The organism is Cupriavidus sp. AU9028, from assembly GCF_019795295.1.
Classification (GTDB): Bacteria; Pseudomonadota; Gammaproteobacteria; order Burkholderiales; family Burkholderiaceae; genus Cupriavidus.
In genome coordinates this window covers 88,539-108,334 of record NZ_JAIMCG010000002.1, presented here as the reverse complement: position 1 = coordinate 108,334, position 19,796 = coordinate 88,539, and the positions used below count along the sequence as shown (strand labels likewise).

18 protein-coding genes are annotated in these 19,796 nt (G+C 67.0%); 9 read left to right on the top strand and 9 right to left on the bottom strand.

Annotation, left to right across the window (positions count from 1 at the left end; genetic code table 11):
• Positions 1–143 precede the first annotated feature (143 nt).
• From K6V06_RS02815 to K6V06_RS02780, 8 genes are all read right to left on the bottom strand, one after another.
• Positions 144–2,120 (bottom strand): response regulator, encoded by a 1,977-nt coding sequence (locus tag K6V06_RS02815; RefSeq protein WP_222240067.1) that lies wholly within the window; start codon positions 2,118–2,120, stop codon positions 144–146.
• A gap of 2 nt (positions 2,121–2,122) precedes the next feature.
• Entirely contained in the window at positions 2,123–3,028 is a 906-nt protein-coding gene (locus tag K6V06_RS02810; protein WP_222240066.1) for a sensor histidine kinase KdpD, read from the bottom strand.
• A gap of 28 nt (positions 3,029–3,056) precedes the next feature.
• Positions 3,057–4,115 carry a SpoIIE family protein phosphatase gene (locus tag K6V06_RS02805; protein WP_370637367.1) on the bottom strand — a complete coding sequence of 353 codons (1,059 nt, stop codon included), beginning with the start codon at positions 4,113–4,115 and terminating at the stop codon, positions 3,057–3,059.
• Positions 4,090–4,470 (bottom strand): anti-sigma regulatory factor, encoded by a 381-nt coding sequence (locus K6V06_RS02800; protein WP_255581578.1) that lies wholly within the window; start codon positions 4,468–4,470, stop codon positions 4,090–4,092. Before K6V06_RS02800 ends, K6V06_RS02805 begins: the two co-directional genes overlap by 26 nt.
• A 37-nt stretch (positions 4,471–4,507) precedes the next feature.
• Entirely contained in the window at positions 4,508–4,879 is a 372-nt protein-coding gene (locus tag K6V06_RS02795; RefSeq protein WP_222240063.1) for an STAS domain-containing protein, read from the bottom strand.
• 36 nt (positions 4,880–4,915) lie between these two features.
• Positions 4,916–5,773: an STAS domain-containing protein gene (locus K6V06_RS02790; protein WP_255581547.1), complete on the bottom strand. Its 858-nt coding sequence runs from the start codon at positions 5,771–5,773 to the stop codon at positions 4,916–4,918.
• A gap of 208 nt (positions 5,774–5,981) precedes the next feature.
• Positions 5,982–7,520, bottom strand: a complete 1,539-nt coding sequence (locus K6V06_RS02785) for an FAD-dependent monooxygenase (protein ID WP_222240062.1) — start codon at positions 7,518–7,520, stop codon at positions 5,982–5,984.
• Positions 7,521–7,637: 117 nt separating this feature from the next.
• The gene (locus K6V06_RS02780) at positions 7,638–8,462 is read right to left on the bottom strand and encodes a FadR/GntR family transcriptional regulator (RefSeq protein ID WP_222240061.1); all 825 of its coding nucleotides are present in this window, start codon (positions 8,460–8,462) and stop codon (positions 7,638–7,640) included.
• 460 nt (positions 8,463–8,922) lie between these two features.
• Between K6V06_RS02780 and K6V06_RS02775 the strand changes: the two genes are divergently transcribed.
• The 7 genes from K6V06_RS02775 (at position 8,923) to K6V06_RS02745 (ending at position 16,448) form a co-directional block, all read left to right on the top strand.
• Positions 8,923–10,125: an ABC transporter substrate-binding protein gene (locus tag K6V06_RS02775; protein WP_222240060.1), complete on the top strand. Its 1,203-nt coding sequence runs from the start codon at positions 8,923–8,925 to the stop codon at positions 10,123–10,125.
• A gap of 152 nt (positions 10,126–10,277) precedes the next feature.
• A complete protein-coding gene (locus K6V06_RS02770) occupies positions 10,278–11,135 on the top strand; it encodes a branched-chain amino acid ABC transporter permease (RefSeq protein WP_222240059.1) in 858 nt (285 codons plus the stop codon).
• The gene (locus K6V06_RS02765; RefSeq protein WP_222240293.1) at positions 11,135–12,139 is read left to right on the top strand and encodes a branched-chain amino acid ABC transporter permease; all 1,005 of its coding nucleotides are present in this window, start codon (positions 11,135–11,137) and stop codon (positions 12,137–12,139) included. The genes K6V06_RS02770 and K6V06_RS02765 overlap by 1 nt, the downstream gene beginning before the upstream one ends.
• Positions 12,136–12,903 (top strand): ABC transporter ATP-binding protein, encoded by a 768-nt coding sequence (locus K6V06_RS02760; protein ID WP_222240058.1) that lies wholly within the window; start codon positions 12,136–12,138, stop codon positions 12,901–12,903. Before K6V06_RS02765 ends, K6V06_RS02760 begins: the two co-directional genes overlap by 4 nt.
• The gene (locus K6V06_RS02755) at positions 12,900–13,604 is read left to right on the top strand and encodes an ABC transporter ATP-binding protein (protein ID WP_222240057.1); all 705 of its coding nucleotides are present in this window, start codon (positions 12,900–12,902) and stop codon (positions 13,602–13,604) included. The genes K6V06_RS02760 and K6V06_RS02755 overlap by 4 nt, the downstream gene beginning before the upstream one ends.
• A gap of 69 nt (positions 13,605–13,673) precedes the next feature.
• Positions 13,674–14,933: a Zn-dependent hydrolase gene (locus K6V06_RS02750; RefSeq protein ID WP_222240292.1), complete on the top strand. Its 1,260-nt coding sequence runs from the start codon at positions 13,674–13,676 to the stop codon at positions 14,931–14,933.
• A 36-nt stretch (positions 14,934–14,969) separates the two neighbouring features.
• Complete coding sequence (locus K6V06_RS02745) at positions 14,970–16,448, top strand: M81 family metallopeptidase (protein WP_222240056.1); 1,479 nt, start codon at positions 14,970–14,972, stop codon at positions 16,446–16,448.
• A 63-nt stretch (positions 16,449–16,511) separates the two neighbouring features.
• On the opposite strand, the gene K6V06_RS02740 is transcribed toward K6V06_RS02745, so the two are convergent.
• Positions 16,512–17,027, bottom strand: coding sequence for a DUF3597 domain-containing protein (locus K6V06_RS02740; RefSeq protein WP_222240055.1), 516 nt, complete (start codon positions 17,025–17,027; stop codon positions 16,512–16,514).
• A 302-nt stretch (positions 17,028–17,329) separates the two neighbouring features.
• On the opposite strand from K6V06_RS02740, the gene K6V06_RS02735 reads away from it, so the two are divergent.
• On the top strand, positions 17,330–18,583 hold the full coding sequence (locus tag K6V06_RS02735; RefSeq protein ID WP_222240054.1) for a TetR/AcrR family transcriptional regulator: 1,254 nt from the start codon (positions 17,330–17,332) through the stop codon (positions 18,581–18,583).
• A gap of 116 nt (positions 18,584–18,699) precedes the next feature.
• The gene (locus K6V06_RS02730) at positions 18,700–19,695 is read left to right on the top strand and encodes an Rpn family recombination-promoting nuclease/putative transposase (protein WP_222240053.1); all 996 of its coding nucleotides are present in this window, start codon (positions 18,700–18,702) and stop codon (positions 19,693–19,695) included.
• Positions 19,696–19,796 lie beyond the last annotated feature (101 nt).

Sequence of the window (19,796 nt, the reverse complement as noted above, 5' to 3'; positions counted from 1 at the left end):
AAGGACGGCGATGTGCCGGCGGTCGCCCGGGCTTGCGGGAGGGCCGGAGCATGCGGAAGGTGCCCCGGCTGGTTGAAGTCGTCCAGCGCCGTCACCAGGTCGCCCGCCGCCGGGGCCGGACTTGGCCAGCAGGCGCCGGGCTGTCAGGCCGCGCGGACCCTGATTGCCGCGGCGATGGCTCGCATCAGTGCCTGTCGTTGCATCGGCTTGCCGCACAGCGCGTCGAAGCCCGCTTCCAGCGCGGACTTGCGGTCCTTGTCGCGGGTAAACGCGGTCAGCGCCACCGCTGGTACGTGAGGCTGCCCGGCGCGTGCCTCCCGCATCCGCAATTCGCGGATCAGCGCATTGCCGTCGTGCCCCGGCAGGCCGATGTCGCTGACGATCAGGGCAGGCTTGCGCTCTTCGATCGCCGCCAGCGCCGCGTCGTAGTCGCCGGCCAGACGGGTCGAGGCGCCTTGTGTGCGCAGCACGGTGGACAGTGCACTGGCCGCGTCGACATCGTCTTCCACGATCAGCACATCCATGTCTTCCAGCCGGACCTTCTCGTCGAGCATCGGCCCCGGCTCGTCCTCGCCCTCCGGCGGCGGCATTTCTCGCAGCACCGGCACCACGATCTCGAACGTCGATCCCAGGCCGCTGCCCCCGCTTTTCGCCCGCAGGGTGCCGCCATGCATGGCGGCCAGCTGGCTGGAGATGGCGAGCCCGAGCCCCAGGCCGCCCTGGCGTCGGCGCGAGGCGTCCTCGCTCTGGGTGAACCGGTCGAACAGAAACGGCATGAAGTCGGACGGAATACCGACGCCACGGTCGATGACCTGCACATGGAGCATGCCTTCGTGCTCGAAGGCATCGATGTGAACGGTCGCGTCGGCGGGCGAGAACTTGATTGCGTTCGATACCAGGTTCCAGACGATCTGCTGGAAGCGGCCCGGATCGAGCAACTGTCGTTGCGGCAGGCCTTCCAGCCGGGCATGCAGGGTGACCCGCTTCTCCGCCGCGGTGGCCTGCATTTCCGCGAGGCTCGCCTGGATCAGTTCGGCCGGATCGACCAATTCGCGCTGCAACTGCATCTTGCCCACGTTCAGGGCGGAGGCGTCGACCAGATCGTTGATCAGCCGCTGCTGGATGCGGATGCTGCGGTTGATCGCCGCCAGCCCCCGTCGCGACTCGTCGCTGGTGGCGTGCCGCGCCATGATCTGGCTCCACACCGAAATCACGTTGATCGGATTGCGCAGCTCGTGCGACAGGATGGCGATGAACTCATCCTTCATCCGGTTCAGCCGCTCGACCGTGGTGCGTGCGACCTGCTCGCGCTCGATCAGCTGGTCACGCTGCAGCTCCAGCTCGATTCGTTCGGTGATGTCGGAGACGACGGCAACGCGGCTGCCGGAGTCCAGCGCGGCCGAAATATTCCAGTCCAGGTGAATCAGCTTGCCGGCTGGGGTGCGTATCGGCAGGGTGCCACGCCAGCTCGCCCCGGTCTCTGGCGCGGTGGCCAGCGCCACGTCGCCGGCGAACTCGGCCGGCAGCAGGTCGGACAGCGGGGTGCCAACGAGTTCCGAGGCCGCTCGCCCCAACATGCCGACGAGCGCGGGGTTGACTTCGAGGAAGCGTCCTTTCGCATCGAGCACGCAGATGCCGCCCACCGCTTGATGGTAGATCGCACGGAAGCGGGCCTCGCTTCGCCGCATCCGCCGCTCGGCGGCGCTGGCGCGAATCAGCGCACTGACAGTCGCCGTCAGCACCATCGGTTCTACCGGATGCGTCAAGTAGGCGTTCGCACCGGAATCCAGCCCCTTGACCTTGTCGTGGGTGTCGACGTAGGCGGCGGACAGGTGGATGACCGGCAGCGAAGCGGTCAACGGATTGGCGCGAATGCACTCGCACACGGCAAAGCCGTCCATGTCGGGCAGATGCACGTCGAGCACGACCGCGGAGACGCTTTCGTCGGCCCGCTCGATGCCCTGCTGGCCGGTGTCGGCCTCGACGGTGCGGTAGCCGGCCGCAGTCAGCAGGCGGGCGGTCGAATAGCGCGTGACCGGGTTGTCGTCGACCACCAGCACCAGCGGCGGCCCTCTGTCGTCGCTGTCTTCCCAGTGCAGCGGATAAGCGGCTTCACTCATTGTCATTGCGCACCGGATGCCGTGGACGGTTGCGTCGCGGACGCGTAGGCCAGCGGTATGGTGACGTAGAAGCGCGAGCCGACATTGGGCTCGCTGTCGAAGCCGATGGTGCCGCCGAGCAGTTCGGTCAGGCGCCGGCTGACCGCCAGCCCAAGACCGGTGCCGCGATAGCGCTTCTGCAGCGGCGAATCGATCTGCATGAAGTCCTGGAATACCGAACCGTGGGCCTCCGGTGCAATGCCGATGCCGGTGTCGGTGACCGAGAAGGTGATCCGGTCGGCGTCAGCCAGCTCGGCAGCGACGCGCACCTCCCCCCGCGGGGTGAACTTCAGCGCGTTGGAGATGAAGTTTCGCAGGATCTGGGACAGCTTGCGATCGTCGGTATAGAGGCGCGGCAGTTCCTGCGGCGGCTCGAAGATCAGCGACACGTCGGGGTTGGTCAGCACCGGCTTGAACATGCCGCGCAGCGCGGAGAACAGGTCCACCATTTCGAACCAGGCGGGGGAGATGTCCACCCGTCCCGCTTCCAGCTTGGCAAGATCGAGCAGGTCGTTGACCATGTCGGCGAATTCGGCGGCCGTATCGCGCACGAATATCACCTGGCGCTCCTGCTCGGTGGTCAGCGGCCCGTCCACGCGGTCGATCAACAGGCGGGTGATGCTCTGGATGGCCGTGATGGGCGTGCGGAATTCGTGGCTCATATAAGCCAGGAAGCGACTCTTGAGCTCGGTAGCGTGGCGCAGCTGCTCTGCCTGCTCGTCCAGCTCGGAGTACAGCGCCAGCACGCCGCGATTGGTGTCCTCGAGTTCGGTCCGCAGTGCCTCGCACTCCCGGGTGCGCGCGTCCAGCGCCTGCTGCAGGGTCTGGATCCGCAGGTCTTTGTCCTGCGCCTGATTCTCGGATGTCATGTTGCTCGATTGTCTTGTTGCTGCGTCTCTATGTCCTGGCGCGCCGCACGACCAACACGGTCGTGTCATCCTTGCCCCGCCCATACCGCCAGGCAAGCCAGGCGGCGACCAATGCCGGATGCGCGCGCAGCAGCACCGGGTCCAGTTGCCAGCGGGATTGCACACCGTCCGAGAACAGGATGAACAGGGCGTGGGCCGGCCAGGCGGCCGTTTGTTCGTTGACGGTTCGAATCTGCACGCCCACGGTGCCATTCTGCACCTGCAGCACGCGGTCGTCGACGCCGGAGACCACCCGCGCCAGCACATTGCCGGCGCCGGCATAGCGAATCGTACCGGCCTCGGCATCCAGGCAGGCTGCCGTCAATGCAGCACCGCGCGTGGCACGCAGCGCCGTGTGCGCACGTTCGACCATCCGCTGTGGCCCCCCGGGGCAGTCGGCCGGAAATTGCGCGGTGAAGACGTCCTGCGCGGCCTGGGCGGCCGCGGCAGCGCCGGGGCCGTGACCCAGGCCGTCGGCCATCATCACGCTCAGGCGCTGGCCAGCGCAGGAGAACCCCCAGCCGTCCCCGCTGACCCCTTCGCCGGGGGCGGGCAGGCAGATGGTGCCGACCTCGAAGATGCCATTGCAAGGGGCTGCAGGGCGAGGGGAGGGACCGCCATGGCCGTGGATCCGGGCAAAGATCAGCGTGCCGATGCCGGGATGGCTGATCAGGTCGAATTCGTCCGCCAGCCGCTCCATCGCGCCCAGCCCCTGGCCGAGGCTGCCGCTGCTGGAATAGCCATCACGGCGGCACGCCGCCAGGTCCGCCATGCCGGGGCCGGCGTCCATCGACAGCACGTCGATGCAGGCCCCGTTCGCAGTCTCGCGCGAGGCCAGCAGCAGCCTGCCGCCGGTGGCGTGCTTGAGCAGGTTGCTGGCCATCTCGCTGACGACCAGCGCGACCCTGCCGGCGGCCACGCTGTCGAAACCGGCCGCACCGCTCATCGACGCCGCTATCCTGCGCGCTTCGCCGAGCCGGCTCGGATCGTTCAGCGGTATCGAAAGATGGGGAGGGTGGCCGCTACTTCCACCGAGCGATCGTGACACGGGTGCCCTCGCCGACCTTGCTGTCGATGGAAAAATCGTTGACCAGCCGCCGGCTGCCCGAGAGTCCCATGCCCAGGCCGGAACCGGAGGTCCAGCCGTCGGTGAGGGCCTGTTCGATATCGGGAATGCCGGGGCCCTCGTCTTCGAAATGCAGTCGCAGTCCGGCGCGCACACCCTGCTGCACCACCTCCCAGCGCATGCGCCCGCCGCCGCCGTAGATGACGGTATTGCGGGCCAGTTCGCTGGCCGCGGTAATCATCTTGGTCTGCTCGACCAGCGAGAATTTCAGTCCCGCGGTCAGCTGCCGGACCGCGGCACGACATTGCACGATGTCGCGCTCGTCGTTCAGCGGCATCGAGCCGACCGGGGCGGGGGCGTTGCCCGGCAGGATGTCAGCCACGCAGGCGCTCCCCGCGCTCGGCGGCCAGCACGGCCATGCCGCGCTCGACATTCAGGGCCGTGCGAACGCCGCCAAGCGACAGTCCGAGCTCCACCAGCGTGATCGCCACCGCGGGCTGAATGCCGACCACGACCGTGGCGGCGTCGAGCACCCTGGCAATCGACGAGATGTTGACCAGCATGCGGCCGATGAAGGAGTCCACCATCTCGAGGGCGGATACATCGATCAGCACCCCGGTGGCGCCGGTTTTCTCGATCCGTTCGGCCAGGTCGTTCTGCAGTTGCAGCGCGGTCTGGTCGTGCATGTCGATCTGGATGGTCACCAGCAGGGACTTGCCCATCTGGAGGATTGGAATGCGTTCCACGATGTTCGCCCGTCAGTTCGTCGGCCCGTCGCCCGGTTATTGCGCGGCGGTGTTGCCGACGACGTTGCCGGTTCGCGCCATGGCCAGCGCAAGCGCGTCCGCCAGCGTCGATTTGGTCTTGATGCCCTGCAGGTCGATGCCCAGATGCACGATGGTCTGGGCGATCTGCGGACGGATGCCGCTGATGATGCTGTCGGCGCCCATCAGCCGGATCGCGGTCACGGTCTTCATCAGATGCTGCGCCACCAGCGTGTCGACTGTCGGTACGCCGGTAATGTCGATGATGGCGATCTCCGCGCCGGTATGGACGATGCGCTCGAGCAGCGTCTCCATGATCAGCTGGGCGCGGCTGCTGTCGAGGGTGCCGATGATGGGCACCGCCAGCACGCCGTCCCACAGCTTGATCACCGGGGTCGACAGCTCGAGCAGTTCATGCTGCTGGCGAACGATGATCTCTTCCCGGGTGCGCTGATAGGTCGATACCGTCCACTGCGCCATCCGATCGATCAGGCGGGATACCGCCCAGATGGCATTGATCTGGTCCTGCGTGCCGCCCTGCTGGCGTTGCAGCCGCGCGAACACCGGGCGCTTGAGCGCGAGCACGAAGCCGCTGGTCACGTCGGCAGTTTCGCCCTGTGCGGCCCGGGAGGCGGACAGGTCGGCCAGCAGGTGGCGCAGTGCCGCCCATTCCGGCGAGTCGAAACGTTCGATATCGGCTCCCGCGCGCAGGATTTCCCGCAGGGTCTGCACCAGGCGGTGCTGATCGCCCCGCACGGCGTTGCCGGAGAGCGCCGCGCCAGTGTACGCCTGGTACTCGGCGGTCCATTCTTCGGAAATTTCGTCAATACTGCCGTCAAACAGCGCCAGAAGCGTGTCGGTTGCGGTTGCCATCATGGAAAATTCCGGCGAGCGCCGGGGGAGGAGAGAAAGAGGAGCCTCATTCTATGGGACAAACCCGTCCGGCACAATTTCGAAGTGACGGTAATGCCTCCTTTGATGAGGCTTTAATTGGTGTTCAATTGTAAAAGATCGCCGAACTTGCCCGATTATTGTTGATGGGTCCGGCGCAAACACGCGGATCGCCGGCAAGTCACGGGGCTCCTTAGCCGCCCCCGGCACGCCGCGGCCAGAGCGATCGGCTGGACAGATAGTCCTGCACTTCGTCCGGTCGCGCGCGCGCCGTTGTCAATGCCACGTGCATGTCCGGCCTGACCAGATAGAGCGCGTCGCGCACCAGGCCTGCGTCGCTGCAGTGCGAACTCCACGGAAACGCCTGCAGCACCAGCGCCTTCGACGCGCACCATTGCTTCAGTTCCGCGCCGGCCTCGCCGTAGATGTGGACCTGCCATGCTGGCCGCGCCAGGGCCGCATAGTTGTCCGTTCCATCCTCGAACCTGACCCAGGGCAGGCGATCGCCGCCCCGCACCCGCCCCGTCTCTCCCACGCTGAGCCAGCTGTTGCGATAGTCGATCAGGGTTTGCGAGATCACCCGGAACATGCGCTGGCGCACCGGACGGATGCCGTAGCCGAGCGATGCGACCGACGGCACCAGGTGCTGCCTGACCACGCTTGCCAGCCGGCTTTCCGAGGTCGCCAGCGAGAAGACGCGGTCGGTCGTCTCGACCAGCCGCTCGGCAAAGGCCCGGCGCTCGAGCTCGTAGGTGTCGAGCAGCGCCGGCGCGGCCTCGCCCTTGCAGACGGCCGCCAGTTTCCACGCCAGGTTGATGGCGTCGCCGATCCCCGTGTTCATCCCCTGGCCGCCGGCCGGGCTGTGCACATGCGCGGCGTCGCCCAGCAGGAAGACGCGCTCGTCGCGATAGCGGCTGGCGACCCGGTGGTGCACCCGATAGGTGGAAAACCAGTTGACCTGCGCCACCGACAGGCCGAGCCCGTCGATGGCGCGATGGCTGACATCGTTGAAGGTCAGCGAGTCCACATCCTCGCGGTCCTCCCGCACGGTGCCGATCAGGCGGGCATGCCCCTGCCTGTCATAGGACAGCAGCGCGAGGAAGTCCGCCGCCTCGAGTGCCACATGAATCTGTCCGTCGACGGCCTCGCCCCTGAGCGTGACGTCGGCGACGTAGAAGACCTGCTGATAGGTCCCGCCCGGAAAGCCTGCCCCGAGCAGATTGCGTACCGCCGACCGTGCGCCGTCGCAGCCCGCGAGAAAGGCCGCCTCGTGAACGCGCTCGGTGCCATCGGCCTGCCGCACCCGCACCTGCACGCCGTTGGCCGATTGCGCGAAGGCCACTACCTCGGTATTGCGCTGGACCGTGACGCCCAGGCGCTCGAGCCGATGCAGCAGCACCCGTTCGTGCTGGTCCTGCGGGAACACCAGGATGAAGGGGTAGGGCGTCACCGCACTGCCCGCGTCCCCGAACCAGATGCGGGCGCGTTTGCGGCCACGCACCCAGAGGTTGACGCCGGGATTGACATTGCCGGCGGCCACCACCTCCTCGGCGAGGCCGGCCTGCCGGTAGAACTCCAGCGTGCGCGCCTGTACCACCATCGCCCGCGAGGTCAGGCCCGGTCCGGCCGACTTGTCCACGATCGTCACCTCGATGCCCTGCAGCCTGAGCCAGATGGCCAGGGCAAGACCGGTCGGGCCTGCGCCGGCGATGAAGACGTGTTGGCCGTTCATGGGGCACCTCCGGAAGCGTCGCGGACAGGGAAGGGCGCTGCACCAGCGCGTTGATAGTGTAGGCGGTGCTGCCGGAAAGCGGGGAAGGGAAGCGCGACTTGCCGGACGACGCCGGCCTCAATCGGCGTCCCGTGGCCGTACCTGCGGCACGCGGCGCGGCAATTCCGAATCGAGCACCAGGCGGCCGTGCACCCGGCCGTTCATGCGGGTGACGTGCCGGGTGCAGTCCTGCATATGCGCGGCCATCAGCTTGCGCACCTGCTCTGCGTCGCCAGCGCGGGCCGCGGCGACGATCTTCTTGTGGAAGCGGACGTTGGACGCGCCGAACTTCTCGTGCTCGCACGCCGGCGTGTCGTTGCCGAACACGACCAGCTGCCGCAGCATCTCGTTGATCAGCTCGCAGCAGAAGCGCAGCATCGGATTGGGGTTTGCCGTGGCGAGGATGTCGTGAAAGCTCAGGTCCTCCTGCCGCTGGTCCAGCGGGGCCGCCGCGCTGGCGGAACCGGGGTCGCACAGCGCGATGGTGTGCTCCAGCGCCTCGAAGTCTTCCTCGGTCAGATGCGGCACCGCCCCGGCCGCCAGCTCGGGCTCCAGCAGACGACGCACCGCATAGATGTCGGCGATGCCGACGTCCTTGAAGAACAGGTAGTTCTGCATCAGCTGGAAGGTGCGGTCCAGTGGCACCTCGACGATGGTGCCGCCGCCTGCCGGTCCGGTGCTGACGCTGATCAGGCCCTGCACTTCCAGCGACTTGAGCGCCTCGCGAATGGTGCTTTTGCTGACGCCGAAGGTCTGCTGCAGCTTGATTTCCTGCGGCAGCTTGTCGCCGGGCTTCAGATTGCGCTCCGTGATCAGCCGCTTCAGTTCCTCCGCGACAAGGTCGGCGCGCTTCTGCTTGCGGATGGACAGTGCCGGCGTCTTGGCACCGCGGAACATCACCATTGCTATGGTCCTCGTGTTGATGATTCGTTGCGCTTTCAACCGACGGCGGGTCCCTCTCCCCCGGCCCCTCTCCCGCAAGCGGGAGAGGGGAGCAAACCGTCAGCGTTTTCCGGGCATCCGGTGTGCTCCCCGCCCCGCCCAGCGGGAGAGGGGCGGGGGAGAGGGCCGCGGGCATCTGCCATCCCGCACGATACCCATGCCGCCATGCCCTGCAATCGGGCAGGACCGCCGCCACGCTGGTGCATCGCAGCGCGCCGCGCACCGGCTTCGGTCGCAGGTAAACCCCAAGTTCCGTTTCATTGACAGCCGTGGAGGCCGCCTCCTAAGATGCCTTCACCAGTTTATACGCATAAATAGAATAAACGGGTTCGGTTCTTGCAGTAGCGTTTCCCCAGTGAAGCCTGCATCCCGGCTTCATGCCGCACCCCATCGATGGACCAACCAATCCGAGGAGTGAGCCTTGAATCGTCGTGATCTGCTGAAACTGGGCGCGCTGTCCGCCGTTCCCGCTTCCCTGCTGCGTGCCGGTTCGGTATTGGCAGCCGATGAGGCGATCGAGCTGGGCTGTCCCGTGCCGATGTCCGGGCCTTTCGCCGCCAACGGCAAGTTCGCCGATCTCGGCATGAAGCTGGCGGTGGAGCAATACGGCAAGGTGCTGGGCAAGCCGTTGCGCTACAGCGTGCTGGACACCGAAGGCAAGCCGGCCACCGCCGTGCGCAAGATGCAGGAGCTGGCGCAGCAGAAGAACGCGCGCTATTTCGCCGGTGGCATCCTGTCGTCCGAGTCGCTGGCCATGGGCAAGGAAGCCGAGAAGTTCGGCGGCGTGTTCATCACCACGGCGGGCGCGGACGAGATCACCGGAAAGGACTGCAATCGCGCGACCTTCCGCTGGTCGGTGCCAACCTTCGGTGCCATCGAACGGACCGTGCGGCCGCTGATCGAATCGCTGCCGAAGGCCAAACGCTGGTACACCATCACCCCGCAGTATGTCTTCGGCGAAGGGCTGTTGTCGGCGGCGACCAACATCTTCAAGGAAAAGGGCATCGAGCACGTCGGCAACAGCTACCACGCGCTCAACGAGAAGGAATTCAGCGGCTACCTGACCAACGCGATGGCGGCCCGGCCCGACGTGCTGCTGATCCTGAACTTCGGCTCGCAGTCCGCCGATACGCTGCGCCAGGCGGTCAGCTTCGGCATGAAGAAGAACACCACCATCCTGCTGGCGTGGGCGTCGGGGCTGGAACAGTTCGAATCGCTGGGCGCGGACCTGTGCGATGGCGTCTATTTCGGCGCGCAGTACTGGCATGGCGTGGACACGCCGCTGAACCGCGACCTGGTCCAGCGTACCCGCGCGAAGTTCAAGTTCAATCCGAACTACAGCCTGGCGGGCTCGTACATCTGCACCAAGCTGATGGTCGATGCCATGATCAAGGCCGGCAGCGCCGACCCGAAGGCGGTGATCGCGGCGATGGAGGGGCTGAAGTACGACGGTCTCACCGGTCCCGAGGAAATCCGCGCGGCAGACCATCAGGTCCTGAAGAACTATTACCTGCTCAAGGGCAAGGCGAAGGGGAAGATGAAGGACAAGGACGACTACGCGGACGTGGTCAGCGTCGGCAAGGCGTTCCTGCCGGTCGAGCAGACGCAGTGCAAGATGGCCTGATCCGGCCACCGCTCCCGGCCACCGCCCCTGGCCACCGCTTGCGCGCCTTCCTCGTCGTCCCTGACGCAGCGGGGGCCCCATCCCTTGCCGTGCCCGCCGGCTGAAATGCCAACGCCGGCCGGCACGGCCGCCACACGCTTCGGACGCGCTTCATGAACGTCTATCTGTTGCAGGTGATCAATGGCGTCGGCATCGGCATGCTGTATTTCCTGCTGGCTGTCGGGCTGTCCATCGTCTTCGGTCTGCTGCGCTTCGTCAATTTCGCCCACGGCGCCTTCTACGCGCTGGGCGCCTACCTGTGCTTCCAGGCGCTGCAGCTGGGCCTGAACTTCTGGGCCGCGCTGGTGCTCGCGCCGCTGGTCATCGGCGCGCTCGCCTGGGTGGTGGAGCGCGTGATGCTGCGCCACGTCTACGCCCAGCCGCATGAATTCCATATCCTGGTGACGGTTGGCCTGGCGCTGGCGGTGCAGGAACTGATCATCGTCGGCTGGGGACCGCTCGGCGTGGATGTGCAGCCGCCGGACGCGTTGCAGGGCGTGGTGATGTGGGGCGACTTCATCTATCCGAAGTACCGGCTGTTCGTCATCGCCTTCACCGCGCTGCTGGCGGTGGCACTGTGGTGGCTGCTGGAAGGGACACGGCTTGGCAGCGCGGTGCGGGCCGGCAGCGAGTCCACCGAAATGGTGTCGCTGCTCGGCATCAACGTCTTCGGCCTGTTCAGCCTGATGTTCGCGCTGGGTGCGGCCACCGCGGCGATGGCCGGCGTGCTGGCGGCGCCCATCCGCGGCGCGGAGCCGTTCATGGGCGTGGAGGCGCTGGGCGTGGCCTTCATCGTCGTGGTGGTGGGCGGCATGGGCAGCTTTACCGGCGCGCTGATTGGCGGACTGCTGGTGGGCATCGTGCAGAGCCTGATGAGCACGCTGTGGCCCGAGGGCGCCCGGCTGATGATCTATGTCGCGATGGCGGCGGTGCTGCTGCTGCGCCCGCACGGCTTGCTGGGGAGGGGATGATGGCATACCGATTCTGGTGGCTCGCGCTGGCGGTCACCCTGCTGCTGCCACTGATGCTGCGCTCCGGCACGCTGGCGACGGAAGTGCTGATCTATGCGATGGCGGTGATGGCCTGCAATCTGCTGCTCGGCTATACCGGGCTGCTGTCGTTCGGCCAGGGCATCTTCTTCGGGCTGGGCAGCTATACGCTCGGGCTGACGCTGACGCGGGTCGCCCTGCCGGTACCGCTGTCGCTGGCGCTGGCAGTGGCCATCGGCGCGCTGGCCGCGGCGCTGGTCGGCTGGTTCTCGATTCGCCAGCGCGGCACCTACTTCGTGATGCTGACGCTGGCGTTCTCGCAGATGTTCTACTTCCTTGCGTATTCGGTGCCGTCGCTGACGGGCGGCGACAACGGGCTGCTCGACATCCCCCGTCCGCCGCTGTCGGTCGCCGGCCGGCCACTGGTCGAACTCGCGTCGCCGTGGCAGTTCTACGGCTTCGTCGCGGTACTGTTCCTGATCGTGTTCTTCCTGGTGCTGCGCGTGACCGAATCGGTGTTCGGGCGCACGCTGCTGGCGATCCGCGACAACGAGGAGCGCGCGCTGGCGGTGGGCTACAACGTCAAGGCGTTCAAGCTGCTGGCCTTCGTCATCTCCGGTGCGGTGACGGGCCTTGCCGGCGGACTGCACGCGATGCTGACCGGCATCGCGCCGCTGGCCAATATCGACTACCACATCAGCGAGATGATCCTGATCATGACGGTCATCGGCGGCACCGCCAACGTCTTCGCTTCCGTGCTGGGCGCGGCCTTCTATGTGCTGCTGTCGGACTGGCTGTCGACCCTGTGGCCGCGCTGGCTGATGCTGCTCGGCTTCCTGCTGATCGCCGTCAGCCTGTTCATGCAGCGCGGCCTGTGGGGATTGGGAACGACGCTGTGGGCACGGGTACTGGGCCTGCGGGCGACGCAGCCCGCGATCGGACCGAAGCCTGACGGCGCCGCCCAGGCCCACGAGGAGCGCGCATGACCGCACCCATCCTCGAAGCGACCGGCGTGGTCAAGCAATACGGCAAGTTCATGGCGCTGGGCGGGGTCGACCTGCGCGTGATGCCCGGTACGGTGCATTCGGTGATCGGCCCGAACGGCGCGGGAAAGACCACGCTGTTTCACATGCTGACCGGCACCCGCAGCGTTACCAGCGGGCGCATCGTGTTCGACGGTGCCGATGTCACCGGCGAAACCGACTACCAGCGCGTGCAGCGCGGCATCGCGCGCTCGTTCCAGGTGACCAGCCTGTTCCCCAGCCTGCCGGTGCGCGAGAACCTGCGGCTGGCGGCGCTGGGGACCGCGCCGCGGCGGGCGATGAACTGCTGGCGGCGGCCCGTGGGCGACCTGGCCTGTGACGACACGGTCGACAAGGTGCTCGCCCGGCTGGAGTTGCAGCGGGTCGCCGATACGGCGGCCGCGGCGCTGTCCCACGGCCAGCAGCGACGGCTGGAAGTCGGCATGGCGCTTGCCGCCCGGCCTCGCGCGATCTTCCTCGACGAGCCGACTTCCGGCATGGGCGTCGACGATCTGGGCGCGATGAAGCGGCTGATCCGCGGGCTGGCCGAGGATCATACGGTGGTGCTGATCGAACACAACATGGACATCGTGATGGACATTTCCGACACCATCACGGTGATGCAGCAGGGCAAGGTGCTGATGGAAGGCCCGCCCGACATGGTGCGCGGCGACCCGCGTGTGCGCGCCGCCTATCTGGGCAACATGATCACCGGAGGCCAGCGATGATGCTCGAGGTGCAAGGCATACACGGCTACTACGGCAAGAGCCACGTGCTGCAAGGGGTGTCCCTGACGGTGGGCGAGGGCGAACTGGTCACGCTGCTGGGGCGCAATGGCGCGGGAAAGTCCACCACGCTGAAGGCCATCGCCGGCATCGTCGCGCCTCGGCAGGGACGCGTCGTATTCCACGGCCGCGATATCGCCGGCCTCGCCCCGCATCGCATCGCGGCGCAGGGACTGTGCTTCGTGCCCGAACACCGCGGCATCTTCAAGCTGCTGACGGTCGAGGAGAACCTGAAGCTCGGGGCGCGGCGCGAGTCGCCCTGGCAGCTGGACGACGTCTACCGGATCTTTCCCCGCCTGCGGGAGCGCCGGCGCAACAGCGGCGCCAATCTGTCGGGCGGCGAACAGCAGATGCTGGCGATCGGCCGCGCGCTGATGAATCACCCGCGTCTGCTGATGCTGGACGAACCGGTGGAGGGCCTGGCCCCGGTGATCGTCGAGGAGATCGTCGCGCAGCTCAAGCAGATCCGGGCGGCCGGCGTGCCGATCCTGCTGGTCGAGCAAAACCTTGAGGTCTGCACCCAGCTGGCCGACCGCCACGTGATCATCGAGCAGGGCGCGGTGGTCTATACCGGAAGCAATGCCGATTTCATCGCCGACGAGGCGGTCAAGGACCGCTACCTTGGCGTGGGGCTGGCCGCCTGAGCGGCACAACGGAATCCAGACAGACAGCAGGGAGCAGGAACCATCATCATGAGCACACAGGCAAGCGCAATGCTGGACACGGCCACAGGCGTCTCCGATCTGCGATCGTTGCGGGTCGATGGCAAGCGGTTGTGGGACTCGCTGATGCGGCTCGCGCAGATCGGCGCCACCCCGAAGGGCGGGGTGTGCCGGCTGGCGCTGACGGAGCTCGACGGGCTGGGGCGCGACTTCTTCATCGCCGAGGCGAAGGCGATCGGCTGCACGATCCGCGTCGATGCCATCGGCAATATCTTCGCCCGCCGGGCGGGGCGGGACGAGACGCTGCCGCCGGTGATGACCGGCAGCCATATCGATACGCAGCCCACCGGCGGCAAGTTCGACGGCAATTATGGCGTGCTGGCGGGGCTGGAGGTGCTGCGCACCCTTGCCGACGCCGGCGTGCGCACGCAGGCGCCGCTGGAAGTGGCCGTCTGGACCAACGAGGAAGGCTCCCGCTTCGTGCCGGTAATGATGGGCTCCGGCGCCTTTATCGGCGAGTTCGCGCTCGATGATGTGCTGAAGCAGACGGATCGCGACGGCATCAGCGTCGGCGACGCCTTGCGCGGGATCGGCTACGACGGCGGCGAGGAAGTCGGTGGCCGGCCGGTCGGCGCCTATTTCGAGGCCCATATCGAGCAGGGGCCGGTGCTGGAGGCCAACGACACGGTGATCGGCGTGGTCACGGGCGCGCTGGGACAGCGCTGGTATGACGTGGTGCTGACCGGCATGGAGGCGCATGCGGGACCGACGCCGATGGCGCTGCGCCGCGACGCGCTGCTGGCGGCGTCCGAACTGGTCGGCGCGGTGAACCGGATCGCGCTGGAACACCGGCCGCACGGCCGCGGTACGGTGGGCTGCCTCTCGGTCCATCCGGATTCGCGCAACGTCATCCCGGGCAAGGTCACCATGACGGTGGACATGCGGGCGCCGGACGACGCCGTGCTGGGCGCCATGGACGCCGCGCTGCGCGAGACCGGCGCCGCCATCGCGCAGCGCACCGGCGTCGATATCGCGATCAGCCAGGTGGTGTACTTCCCGCCGCAACCGTTCGAGCCGCGGCTGGTGAACGCGGTGCGCGACGGCGCCGCGTCGCTCGGGCTGTCGGCGATGGACGTGGTCAGCGGCGCCGGGCACGACGCGGTCTACCTGGCCCGGGTTGCGCCCACCGCAATGATCTTCGTGCCTTGCAAGGACGGCATCAGCCACAACGAGATCGAGGACGCGCGGCCCGAGCATCTCGAGGCGGGAGCGAACGTGCTGCTGCACGCCATGCTCGACGCCGCCCGTTGAGTTGTCCGCGACCATCCCGCATCCGAGCTCCCGGCCATGAAGATCCTGATCGCCCGCCTGAACCACGAAACCAATACCTTTTCGCCGGTGCCGACGCCGCTGGCCTCGTTCGACCCCCGCTATGGCGAGGACGGCTACCGGGCCGCCAGGGGTACGCGCACGGCCGCCGGTGCCTTCATCGACCTGGCCGAGGCCGCCGGCGCCGATATCGTCGTGCCGGTGATTGCCGGCGCCAATCCCAGCGGGCGCGTTGCCGCGCAGGCTTATACCGCGCTGTGCGATGCGATCATCGAGGCGGCGCCCGGCTGCGACGCGGTGATGCTGGACCTGCACGGCGCCATGGTCGCCGAGAACAGCGACGACGGCGAGGGCGATCTGCTGGAGCGGTTACGGGCGGTGCTGCCGGACGTGCCCGTCGCGGTCGCCCTCGATCTGCACGGCAATATCACGCAGAAGCTGATCGACCATGTCGACGTGGCGGTCAGTTTCAAGACCTATCCGCACGTCGACATGTACGAGGCGGGAGAGCACGCCGGGCGCCTGCTGCTCGACCAGCTGGCGGGACGCAGCCGGCCGGTGGTGGCGTGGCGGCGGCTGCCCCTGCTGACGCATACACTGTGCAGCCGCACCGACCAGGGCGCCATGCATCGCGCCGTCGAGGCGGCGAGGCGGGCGGAAGCGGAGGGCATGCTGGCGGTGTCGGTACTGGCCGGCTTCGGTCTGGCCGACATCGCCGCGCCGTGCCTGAGCGTGATCGTGGTCGGCGACGGGGATGGCGCGGCTGCCGATGCGGTGGCGCAGCGGATCGCCCAAGGTATCTGGGACGACCGTGCCGGCTTTGTCTACGAGAGCGAACCGTTGTCCGCCTCCATCGCGCGCGCAGCCGCGCTCGCCGACGAGCCGGGGCAGGGACCGGTGCTGCTGCTCGATCACGGCGACAACTGCATGTCGGGCGGCACCTGCGACAACATGGCCGTGCTGCACGAAGCGCTGGCGCAGGGCCTGCGCGGAATTGCGGTGGGACCGGTCTGCGATCCCGAGGCGGTAGCGGCGCTGATCGCCGCCGGTATCGGCGCGACCGTGACGCTGCCGGTGGGCGACAAGGTGGCGCTGACCCAGCTCGGTGTCTATCCGGAATCGCGGCCGTTGACCGGCAAGGTCGCGGCACTGGGCGACGGCGAATACGTGATCAGCGGACCCACCTATACCGGGCAGCGCATCCGCATGGGACGCAGCGCGCTGCTGGATATCGGCGCGGCGCAGATCGTCATCGTGGAAACGCCGCAGGAGCATTGGGACCTGGGCATCTTCACGCATATCGGCGTCGATCCGCATCAGGCGCGCTTCCTGCTGCTGAAGTCGCGCATGTATTGCCGGCCGGTGTTTGTCCCCATCGCGCGTGGGGTGGTCGAGTGCGATGGGGAAGGGGTAACCAGTTCTCGCTATGAGCGGTTTCCGTTCCAGCACGTGCAGCACCCGGTGTATCCGCTGGACCCCGAGACCAGCTGGGCCTGAGCAGGATTTCCTGCGTCACCTGCCCAGGCCCGCCGCCGCACGAACGGCAGGGACCGGCTGCCCTCAGTCGCGCAGCTCCGGCGGCAGCCTGCCGCCGTTGGCGGCCAGCTCCTTCATCACGCGCTTGTGCAGCCAGACGTTCATGGCGGCGGAGTCGTTCATGTCGCCGGTATATTGCAGCTCGCGCGCCAGCTCCTTGCGGTGGTCCAGGCTGCTGTCGATGCCCAGGGCCTTCATGGTGTCGACAATCGAGGTGCGCCAGTTCAGCTTCTGGCCGCTCTCACCGACCAGATCGTCCATGATCTTCTCCACGTCCACTTCGGACAGCGGCGCCTGTGGTGCGGCATTGGCGCCCGCGGCCGCGGCGCCGCCGGCCGATGCGGTAGCGCCCGCTGCCACTGGCGCGGTCGGGGACGGCTGGGCCTGGGTCGTACCCTGACCCGCGCCTTGCGCCGGAGCGCCTGCCGGTGCCCCCTGCGTCTGGGTCGCCGGCTGGCCGGACGCCTGGGTCTGCGATGCTTGCGACGTCGGGCGCGCCTTGCCGCGCAATCTGTTCAGGATTTCGCCAAAGATACTCATCTGCTGATCCTCCAGTGCGGTGCCGCGGGGGAATTCCCGCGAACAGGGCATCGCGATGCATGATCCGGGCCATCGGGCGCAGGGCAGTACCAGCTGGTCCGGAACCACCCGGCGCGGCGAGGGGCGCCGGCTTGCGGTTTTCTTCGTGCCTCCGGTATGGCGGGGACCAGCGCGTTGGTCGGGTATTCCGCCATAGTCGATGCGATGTCCTGCGCTCGGCATAGAATGAACATCAGCGGCTTGGAAAATCGAGTCTGGCGATCGGACTCGTGCCGCGCAATGGTGTCCCTCGCGCCGAACCCATGCTCAACGAATCTCTGGAAGCCCGCCCCACGCGCCGCTATGTCGAAAAGCGCGAGGCCATCCTGGACGCCGCGGCGGCGCGTTTCAACCGCCAGGGCGTGCGCGGCACCACGCTCGCCGACGTCGCGCAGGACGTTGGGCTCAGCACCAACAGTGTCACCTACTACTATCGCAAGAAGGAAGATCTGGTCGTGGCTTGCCTGCTGCGGGCGATCGACGAGATGGCCGGCATCGCGGCGCAGGCCGCCTCGGAGGCCACGGTCGCCGGCCGCGTGGCCGCCTTCATCCGGCTGTACTTCGCCCGCCTGGCCCGCACGGCGACCGGGGAGCGGCCGGAGCTGATGAGCTTTCGGGAAATCCGCTCGCTGCCTGAGGGCCATGCCCAGATCGCTTTCGGCGCCTACAACGACATGTTCCGGCAGATCAGGCGGCTGCTGCGCGACAGCGTCCCTTCCGAGCCGGAGCAGCGCAGTCGGCTCAGCGCCCGCGCCCATCTGCTGTTGTCGCTGACAAGCGGTGCGATGCTGTGGCTGGACCGCTACGAGGCCGAGGATTACCCGAAGGTCGCCGACACCATGATCGACGTGCTGCTGCACGGCATCGGCTCTGCGTCGGCCCAGTGGCAGGCAACACTGGACACTGCGGCGCTGCTGCCGGCGCTGAACGAGCCGGAGACCACGCAACAGGCGTTCCTTCGCGCTGCCACGGAACTGCTCAACGAGCAGGGCTATCGCGGTGCGTCGGCTGACCGCATTTCCGCGCGACTGAACCTGACCAAGGGCGCGTTCTACCACCACAACGAGAACAAGGACGAGCTGATCGGCGCGTGCATCGACCGGATGTTCGACGTCATCCGGAACACGCAGACGCTGGTCGAGAACGGCGGCGGAACCGGCTGGGACAAGCTGTGCGCGGTCGCCCGCGCGCTGGTCCACTACCAGTTCTCCAGCCAGGGGCCGCTGCTGCGACTGACCATCTATGGCGCCTTGCCCGAGGACATGCGCAAGGAAAAGATGCAGACCATGAACCGGCTGTCGGCGCGCTACGTCCGCTTCCTGGTGCAGGGCATGCAGGACGGCTCGATCCGTCCGCTGGACCAGACCATCGCCACGCTGCAGGTCAACGGCATGATCAACGCCGCGGTCGAGCTGCGCCGCTGGGTGCGCGATGCCACTGCCGAGAATGCCGCGGCGCTGTTCGTGCGGCCGTTGCTGATGGGGTTGCTGTCGGACGAGTGCGAGCCGTTGCGATAGCTTCCCCGCGCGGCGTTACAGCCTCTTGACAGTTCCCGTCGAGAACCTAAAGCACGTGGACCGCTCGATCCGGAAGATCACGCTGTTCGACAAACACTTCCTTTCCGGATGGCGCCATGGCACAAGAGACCGATGCCTCTTACAAGCTGCTGTTCTCCCACCCCGAGCTCGTGCGCGATCTGGTGCGCGGGTTCATCCCGGACCGCTGGCTGCGCCAGCTGGACTTCAGCACCTTGCAGAAGGTGCCCTGCTCCTTCGTCACCGACGACCTGCGGCAACGGCTCAGTGACGTCGTCTGGCGCGTGCGCGCCGACAGCGAATGGGTCTACCTGTACCTGCTGATCGAATTCCAGAGCAGCGCTCCCTATTTCATGGCGGTGCGCATCGCCAACTACGTATCGCTGCTGTATCAGGACCTGGTCAATGGGAAAGAGGTCCAGCCCCACCAGCAGTTGCCGCCTGTGCTGCCCATCGTGATCTACACGGGAAAGCGGCGCTGGGGCGTGCCGACCGACCTGTCCCGGATGATTCCCGTGATGAAGGGAAGGGCGGCCCGCTACCGGCTGCAGTCGGCGTTCAAGCTGATCGACCAGAGCCGCTACCCGAAATCAAAGCTGGCGAGGATGCGGAACCTGTTCGCCGCGGTCGTGCAGATGGAGCAGTGCTCTACTCCCAAAATGTTGTCTAACCTTGTTGAGCATGTGAGGGAGTTCATGGAAAACAATTGCGACTTGCGGCGGACCTTCGCGTTGTGGATGTGTGCAACAGTGCGGCGAAATATGCCTGAAATGAAGCTTCCAGACGTTGAAACCTTGGAGGACCTGAAGATGGAAATTTCAATGGGAGTGGAGCGTTGGACTGAGGAGGTGCGGCAGAAGGGACTGGAGGAAGGGCGCGTGGAGGGACGCGTGGAGGGACGCGTGGAGGGGCGTGAGGAAGGTTCGACCAGTGCCATGCGGATGGCAGTGCTCGATGTGCTCACCGACCGCTTCGGTTCCGTACCAGATGTTGTTGTCAAGCACATTGAGGCGGCCGAGATGCAACGACTCCGGCGAATGCACATCCGCGCGCTGCATATCGACAGTCCCTATGAGCTCGGGGACGGTGACTGAGTCGTTTTCTGAAACGGAATCCGCCCGCTTCCTGGCGACCCTCCCCGGCGGCCGGCACCAACGTCAAGCTGCAGTAGGGAGAGATGGCGGCGTCGACAGGT

Excerpts from the sequence above, each read along its gene's own strand:
- K6V06_RS02780 (WP_222240061.1), bottom strand. The coding sequence starts at position 8,462 with ATGGTGATGTTCCGCGGTGCCAAGACGCCGGCACTGTCCATCCGCAAG.
- K6V06_RS02740 (WP_222240055.1), bottom strand. The coding sequence starts at position 17,027 with ATGAGTATCTTTGGCGAAATCCTGAACAGATTGCGCGGCAAGGCGCGC.
- K6V06_RS02755 (WP_222240057.1), top strand. The coding sequence starts at position 12,900 with ATGATGCTCGAGGTGCAAGGCATACACGGCTACTACGGCAAGAGCCAC.
- K6V06_RS02785 (WP_222240062.1), bottom strand. The coding sequence starts at position 7,520 with ATGAACGGCCAACACGTCTTCATCGCCGGCGCAGGCCCGACCGGTCTT.
- K6V06_RS02735 (WP_222240054.1), top strand. The coding sequence starts at position 17,330 with ATGCTCAACGAATCTCTGGAAGCCCGCCCCACGCGCCGCTATGTCGAA.
- K6V06_RS02790 (WP_255581547.1), bottom strand. The coding sequence starts at position 5,773 with ATGATGGCAACCGCAACCGACACGCTTCTGGCGCTGTTTGACGGCAGT.
- K6V06_RS02730 (WP_222240053.1), top strand. The coding sequence starts at position 18,700 with ATGGCACAAGAGACCGATGCCTCTTACAAGCTGCTGTTCTCCCACCCC.
- K6V06_RS02815 (WP_222240067.1), bottom strand. The coding sequence starts at position 2,120 with ATGAGTGAAGCCGCTTATCCGCTGCACTGGGAAGACAGCGACGACAGA.
- K6V06_RS02770 (WP_222240059.1), top strand. The coding sequence starts at position 10,278 with ATGAACGTCTATCTGTTGCAGGTGATCAATGGCGTCGGCATCGGCATG.
- K6V06_RS02800 (WP_255581578.1), bottom strand. The coding sequence starts at position 4,470 with ATGCCGCTGAACGACGAGCGCGACATCGTGCAATGTCGTGCCGCGGTC.
- K6V06_RS02760 (WP_222240058.1), top strand. The coding sequence starts at position 12,136 with ATGACCGCACCCATCCTCGAAGCGACCGGCGTGGTCAAGCAATACGGC.
- K6V06_RS02810 (WP_222240066.1), bottom strand. The coding sequence starts at position 3,028 with ATGACATCCGAGAATCAGGCGCAGGACAAAGACCTGCGGATCCAGACC.
- K6V06_RS02765 (WP_222240293.1), top strand. The coding sequence starts at position 11,135 with ATGGCATACCGATTCTGGTGGCTCGCGCTGGCGGTCACCCTGCTGCTG.
- K6V06_RS02745 (WP_222240056.1), top strand. The coding sequence starts at position 14,970 with ATGAAGATCCTGATCGCCCGCCTGAACCACGAAACCAATACCTTTTCG.
- K6V06_RS02750 (WP_222240292.1), top strand. The coding sequence starts at position 13,674 with ATGCTGGACACGGCCACAGGCGTCTCCGATCTGCGATCGTTGCGGGTC.